The 6,138-nt window shown below is 37.4% G+C and carries 5 protein-coding genes; 1 reads left to right on the top strand and 4 read right to left on the bottom strand.

The window, feature by feature from the left end:
• Nucleotides 1–5 precede the first annotated feature (5 nt).
• The gene (locus OEZ61_RS08140) at nucleotides 6–98 is read left to right on the top strand and encodes an IS3 family transposase (protein ID WP_080719905.1); all 93 of its coding nucleotides are present in this window, start codon (nucleotides 6–8) and stop codon (nucleotides 96–98) included.
• Nucleotides 99–153: 55 nt separating this feature from the next.
• Here the strand turns inward: OEZ61_RS08140 and OEZ61_RS02995 are convergent, their stop codons facing one another.
• From OEZ61_RS02995 to dnaB, 4 genes are all read right to left on the bottom strand, one after another.
• On the bottom strand, nucleotides 154–1,794 hold the full coding sequence (locus OEZ61_RS02995) for a peptide ABC transporter substrate-binding protein (RefSeq protein ID WP_198178133.1): 1,641 nt from the start codon (nucleotides 1,792–1,794) through the stop codon (nucleotides 154–156).
• Nucleotides 1,795–1,811: 17 nt separating this feature from the next.
• Nucleotides 1,812–3,002, bottom strand: a complete 1,191-nt coding sequence (locus OEZ61_RS02990; protein WP_198178134.1) for an amidohydrolase family protein — start codon at nucleotides 3,000–3,002, stop codon at nucleotides 1,812–1,814.
• A gap of 489 nt (nucleotides 3,003–3,491) precedes the next feature.
• Nucleotides 3,492–4,673 carry an MFS transporter gene (locus tag OEZ61_RS02985; RefSeq protein ID WP_290046878.1) on the bottom strand — a complete coding sequence of 394 codons (1,182 nt, stop codon included), beginning with the start codon at nucleotides 4,671–4,673 and terminating at the stop codon, nucleotides 3,492–3,494.
• Nucleotides 4,674–4,733: 60 nt separating this feature from the next.
• Nucleotides 4,734–6,122, bottom strand: coding sequence for a replicative DNA helicase (dnaB, locus tag OEZ61_RS02980; RefSeq protein ID WP_034530644.1), 1,389 nt, complete (start codon nucleotides 6,120–6,122; stop codon nucleotides 4,734–4,736).
• Nucleotides 6,123–6,138: the final 16 nt, after the last annotated feature.

Here is a 6,138-nt window from a genome sequence, read left to right as displayed (position 1 = left end):
AATATATATCTTATTACAACAATTATCGTATAAAACAAAAACTGGGAGGAATGTCACCGGTTGAATACCGGATCAATTCCTCCCAGAAAATAGCATAACCATCTTCCAATTTTAGGGGTTCAGGTCACCCTTTAAACGGGTTCTTTTTTTATGTTATTTTTCAACGTAGGCATCACCTAGATACCACATTGCACCAGTTGCTGAGTATCCAACATTTTTAATGTTAGTCTTCAAAACTTGTGGTTGTGATCTTTGATAGAAAGGAATAATTCCTTGTTCATTCATAAGAATCTTTTCGGCTTTAACCATGTCGTTCCAACGTTTTGAAGGATTATTAGCATCAGTAGTTGATGCATCATTTACAAGCTTATCGTATTCTTTATTGCTCCACTTACCGTAGTTAGATGAACTATCACTAGTCATTAGTTGCAAGTATGAAATTGGGTCTGGATAATTTGTTTCCCATCCAGCAACAGTAATGTCAAAGTCGCCACTATGTTGACGAGCCATTCTATTCTTCATTGGAATGGTTGAAGTAGTTACTTTCAATCCTGGTAGTTGACTAAAAGCAACATTTTGAAGGAATTCATTTACTGATTTACCCAATGTAGTATCGTCATATAGCAAATCAATTGTTATTGATTTCTTACCAATTTCTTTCATCCCTTTCTTCCAGTATTGAATGGCTTTATCTTTGTTGTAAGTAGCAGCATCTTTTACATATGATGCATCAGTGAAGTCTTTACCGTTATTATATGAAATTCCTTGAGCAGCAATTCCCTTAGCTGGTACTGAACCATCACCCATTACATCTTTGGTAAATTGGCTTCTATTAATGATCATAGACATTGCCTTGCGAATGTTTTCGTTTCTAAAAGCTGGAACTCTCTTTTCATTCATTTCAATAAAGTAAACACCTGAATTAGTTCTTTGATGGTACTCTGGGCTATTCTTGAAATGCTTTACTTGTTCTTTACTTGAAAGCATCATTTCATCTAATTGTCCAGATTGATATTCATTAAAGGCAGTATTAGTATCTTTTTCAGCACTAACCTTAACTTTATCAATTTTGGTATTTTTAGCGTTCCAATAGTACTTATTCTTAACCAAATTCCATGTATCGTTTGTACCAGTCCAACCGGTCATGGTAAATGGGCCATCATAGATATCATTGTCTGAGCTAGTTCCAAACTTATCTCCCTTTGACTCTACATAAGATTTCTTTTGTGGGAAGAAGTCTGTGCCAGTAACTAAGTACTTAAAGTATGGTTGTGGTGATGAAAGCTTAAATACAACAGTATGTTTATCAGGTGCATATACCCCTAAGTCAGTAGCTGGTTTAGTTCCTTTTTGAACTTCATCATAGTTTTGAATGTGGTCCATGTCATAAGAACTTTGAGACGTTGTCTTTGGATCAACTGTACGTTGAATTCCGTAAACAAAATCATCAGCTGTCACATCTTCACCATTACTCCATTTTGCATCACGTAAATGAAATGTATATGTTTTACCATCTTTTGAAACATCATAGCTCTTAGCAATTCCGTAATTAACCTTTCCGTTGTTACCACTTACTAATAAACCTTGTTGGATATTAGAAATCGTATTTGAAGTAACTGCATCGGACACTTTAGATGGATCTAATGTACTTAAGTCAGCTGTTTCCATCCAATTAATTGGTTTGGTAATTCCGTTATTTGATGTTTCAGTAGCTGAGTTTGTTTTTCCACAAGCTGCTAATCCAATTGCCATCATTAAAATTCCTGATCCGATAATAAACTTGTTTTTCTTCATAAAATTCATCCCCTAATTTAAAATTCTTTTCTCCCGCTTACATACACTTCTTTATCTGTTTGTTGAACAGCCTTGATATCTTTCATTGGGTTGTCATCAATGATTATGAAATCAGCATATTTATCTTCTTCAATCGAGCCGTAGTCATCATTAATTTTCATTAACTCTGCGGCGTTATAAGAAGTTCTGTACGCTTCAAATTCACTCATTCCGATGCGTTCAACCATCATTTCTAACTCTTTAGGTGTTGTCATATCAAAATAGTTATAAGGTGTTCCTGCATCCGTACCTAATGCAATTTTGACGCCTTTTTTGAAGGCATTTTTGATATTTTTATATGCATCTTCCATTGCATTTGCCATCTTTTGATGCTCCCATTTAGGTAATGTTTCTTTTCCTTTTTCAGTAACAGAAGCAGCTGCAATGATGGTAGGAACAATATATGTACCTTGTTTTTTCATCATTTCAATTTCTTCATCATCGACATAAAATCCATGATCTATTGAATCAACCCCCGCCTCAATCGCATTTCTAATTCCTGGATTTCCTTCTGCATGAGCTGCGACAATCTTATGTTTATTGTGAGCTTCATAAACTGCTACCTTCATTTCTTCAACAGTTAACTGTGCTTCGTCCATGAAGTCACCAGGGGACATAACCCCTCCAGAAGCCATGATCTTGATGCAATCGGCACCAGCTTTTAGCCCTTCACGAATTTTCTTTCTCATTTCATCAGGGGAATCTACAACGTTTCCACCGTTAGAGTAATCTCCATGTCCACCAGTCATCGTGAAAGCTTTTCCCGCGGCCATCATATGTGGAACCTTTTTGATTTTCCCTTCGACAATTAATCTTTTAATTGGAATATCAATTCCAAACTTAGATCCGCATTGTCTAACATATGTACAACCTGATTTTAAGAAGTCATGTAAGGCTTGAATTGAATCAACCGTGGTTTCAACAATATCCTTATCTTTTTCTTTGCCAACATGAGGTTCACTAGTAATATGCGTGTGGGCATTGATTAAACCCGGAGCGACAAACTTATGATTTACATCAATTACTTCGTCGTCTGATGCTGGCGAAATTTCTTGAGCAATTTCAGTAATCTTCCCTGTTTCTACATCGACTGCAAAACTAAAATCTTTAAAGACATCTTCGTGGACTCCATCAAAGATGTTGGCGTTCTTAAAAATTTTTCTATGCATATAAATCTCTCCCAACTTTTTAACAAACAACTAAAAAAACGTCCCTCAGCCAATCGGCCAAGGGACGTTTGTAACGTGGTACCACCCAGATTCAAAATATTTTCACAAATATTTTCTCGCTCGTACTACACAAATTAATGCTTCATACGCGGTACGATAATGGGTACAACCATTTCACCTGGAAAAGTGAACTTATACAATCAAGTCTTTCAATCAGTAGTCGCAATGCCCTTTCAGCAACGACACTCGCTTAGTACGGCTAAAGATCTAATTACCTTCATCAAAATGTTTTATTAGTTATTTGTTTTTTATTTATTGAACATTTCAAATACTAGACTTTGAGTTCAAAAAGGTCAATGATTTTCTAACCATTTTGTCATTTACGTTTTCGATACTAGCATTAGATAAAATAATAATAGCTACATATCGGCTTTTACTATTCTAATTTATTTTTAATAAAAAAAGTTCGCTATAAAAATAGCGAACCAATTATTCTGAATATTTAGTTACTTTTTTTCGTGAATATCTGGTGATTAATTCTGATCCTAGAATAATTACCACACACGTGATTGTACAAATGATGAACAATAATCCATACGAAGTGGCATCAATGATGATTCCACCAACTAACGGTCCAATTGCCTTACCAATTGCGGCCCAGGCATTGGTTAATCCTTGATACTTCCCCTTTACTTCAACCGGCGTTAACTCGTTGACCAACGCTGGAATTGAAGGAATGACGGATGCTTCTCCCAATGTTAGAACAATCATTGAGATGACGAATCCGGTGTAGGTATGGGTAAAGATTAGTGTGAAGAATGACAAACCGATAAATAGAATTCCAAAGTAAATTTGGAAGTATAGGCTGTCGTGTTTTTGCGCAATCCAGTTAATCAATAGTTGGAATACTACCAACAAGAATGCGTTTAAAGTCCACAACAGACTGTACATTGATAGTGGAATGCCTGATCCGGTAATGTATACCGACATGTTGGATACCCATTGTTCATAGACAATCCAAATGATGGCTAGTGTTACGAAGAATGTGGTGACGATAATCCAGTTTGGACGCGGTAACTTTACCTTTGTCTTCTTCATCGCATCACGTTTGATAGGATAAATCGAACCCTCTTTGTGATAGGTCAGAATGGCGCTAATGCCGTAAATAATCAATATGGAAGTGGTCAACATGAAGACGTAGCCAATTCCGATTGGATAAATGAATCCAACGGCAATCGTGCCAAATACCACCCCGACGTTTTGCGCTAAATACAGCATATTGAAAATAAAACGCCCTGATTTCATTTTAACGGTAGTCCCTAAGGAATTAATCATCGTTAGGTTCCAACCGGTCGTAAAGCCAAATAATACCAATCCAATTGGATAGTATGGCCAGCCATTGAAGAAAATTAATCCAAACGATATCAACACGGAAGTAATAATCCCCATTATCGTCAAAATATAGCGATTATGGCGGTCAAATAGTTTCCCCGATATATAATTACCCAAAACGTTAGAACTTGAGTATAGGAACAAAATTATGCCGACTTCAGTCAATGACTTGCCCAATGCATCATGCATGTAGACGGTCGTAAGCGGCCAGACCGTACTTACCGCAATGTTATTGATTAAAGATCCTAAGAATAACCAGTGCAGTTTAATTTCATTCATTCTCTCACCCCCGAATTTTGACAAAAAAATCCTTAGCAAACGCTAAGGATTTAGTTTTAATTAACCCTCATCATCTGGATTGTATGCGATAGATGAGAATTTATTATGTGATTTGATAAATAGTAACTTAACAGTTCCACGAGGACCTGAACGGTTCTTTTCGATAATTACTTCAACTTCACCTACGTCGTTGTTTTCTTCTACTTCTGATTCTTCTTCATCATCGTCACCATCTTCTCTTTCGTAATAATCATCACGGTATAGGAAGGCAACGATATCGGCATCTTGTTCGATTGACCCAGATTCACGAATATCAGATAGAACCGGACGCTTGTCTTGTCGTTGTTCAACTCCACGAGACAATTGGGATAGCGCAATAACTGGAACACCTAGTTCCTTGGCAATCTTCTTCAATTGACGTGAAATGTATGAAACTTCTTGTTGACGGTTTTCTTGGCTACCACCATCAACTAGTTGCAAGTAATCGACCACGATTAGACCAAGGTTGTTAGTATCCTTGGCCAAACGTCTTGATTTGGCACGAATTTCGGAAATCTTAGTTCCGGCAGTGTCATCGATGTAGATGCTGGCATTGGATAGACTACCCATTGCCATATAGACACTTTGCCATTCTTCACCAGTCAATTGACCAGTTCTCAAGTGGTTAGCATCAATACTACCTTCGGCACAAATCATACGACTAACTAGTGATTCAGCACTCATTTCCAAACTGAAAATAGCAACAGCTTTTCCAGACTTGGTACCCACATTTTGCGCTAAGTTTAGGGCAAACGCAGTCTTACCAACGGCTGGACGAGCGGCTAGAATTACTAATTCATCATCATGCAGACCGGTTGTCATTTTATCTAAGGCTGGAAAACCAGTCGACAAACCGGTAACAGTTGATTTTTGTTGAGCTAATTCTTGAATACTGTCTAGGGATTGTCCTAAAACATCACCAATGAACTTGAAACCATTGCTGTTTCTATCTTCCGAAACGTTTAAGATTGAACGTTCAGCGTTATCCAATAGTTCATCAATGTTTCCGTTGTTGTTGTAACTTTCGGTAACGATGTCAGTTGCGGTCTTGATCAGACGTCTAGCAACTGCCTTTTGGTGAACGTTTTTGGCATAGTAAACGGCATTGGCAGCGGTTGGTGTTGTGGTTGCTAATTCAGCTAAATAAGCCACACCACCGGCATCTTCTAGATTATGGCCACCTTCAAGTTCAGTTCTTAAAGTCGACGCATCAATTGGTTCATCCTTGTCACCCAAGGTCTCCATAGCGGCGAAAATCAACTGATGAGCATGTCGATAAAAATCATCAGAGGTAATAAATTCTTGGGTTTCTGCTAATTTTTCGTTGTCTAATAGAACAGCACCCAAGACGGCTTTTTCACCATCTAAATCTTGTGGTGGTGTTTGACCATTCATATACTCGTTACTCATACTACCCCTCGATTTC

Origin of the sequence: Apilactobacillus sp. EABW-1NA (genome assembly GCF_030398685.1) — a bacterium.
Classification (GTDB): Bacteria; Bacillota; Bacilli; order Lactobacillales; family Lactobacillaceae; genus Apilactobacillus; species Apilactobacillus waqarii.
The sequence above is the reverse complement of the archived record's forward strand: the minus strand, read 5'-3'. Positions and strand labels throughout refer to the sequence as shown.

Coding starts and splice junctions, on each gene's coding strand:
- OEZ61_RS02995 (WP_198178133.1), bottom strand. CDS start 1,794: ATGAAGAAAAACAAGTTTATTATCGGATCAGGAATTTTAATGATGGCA.
- dnaB (WP_034530644.1), bottom strand. CDS start 6,122: ATGAGTAACGAGTATATGAATGGTCAAACACCACCACAAGATTTAGAT.
- OEZ61_RS02985 (WP_290046878.1), bottom strand. CDS start 4,673: ATGAATGAAATTAAACTGCACTGGTTATTCTTAGGATCTTTAATCAAT.
- OEZ61_RS02990 (WP_198178134.1), bottom strand. CDS start 3,002: ATGCATAGAAAAATTTTTAAGAACGCCAACATCTTTGATGGAGTCCAC.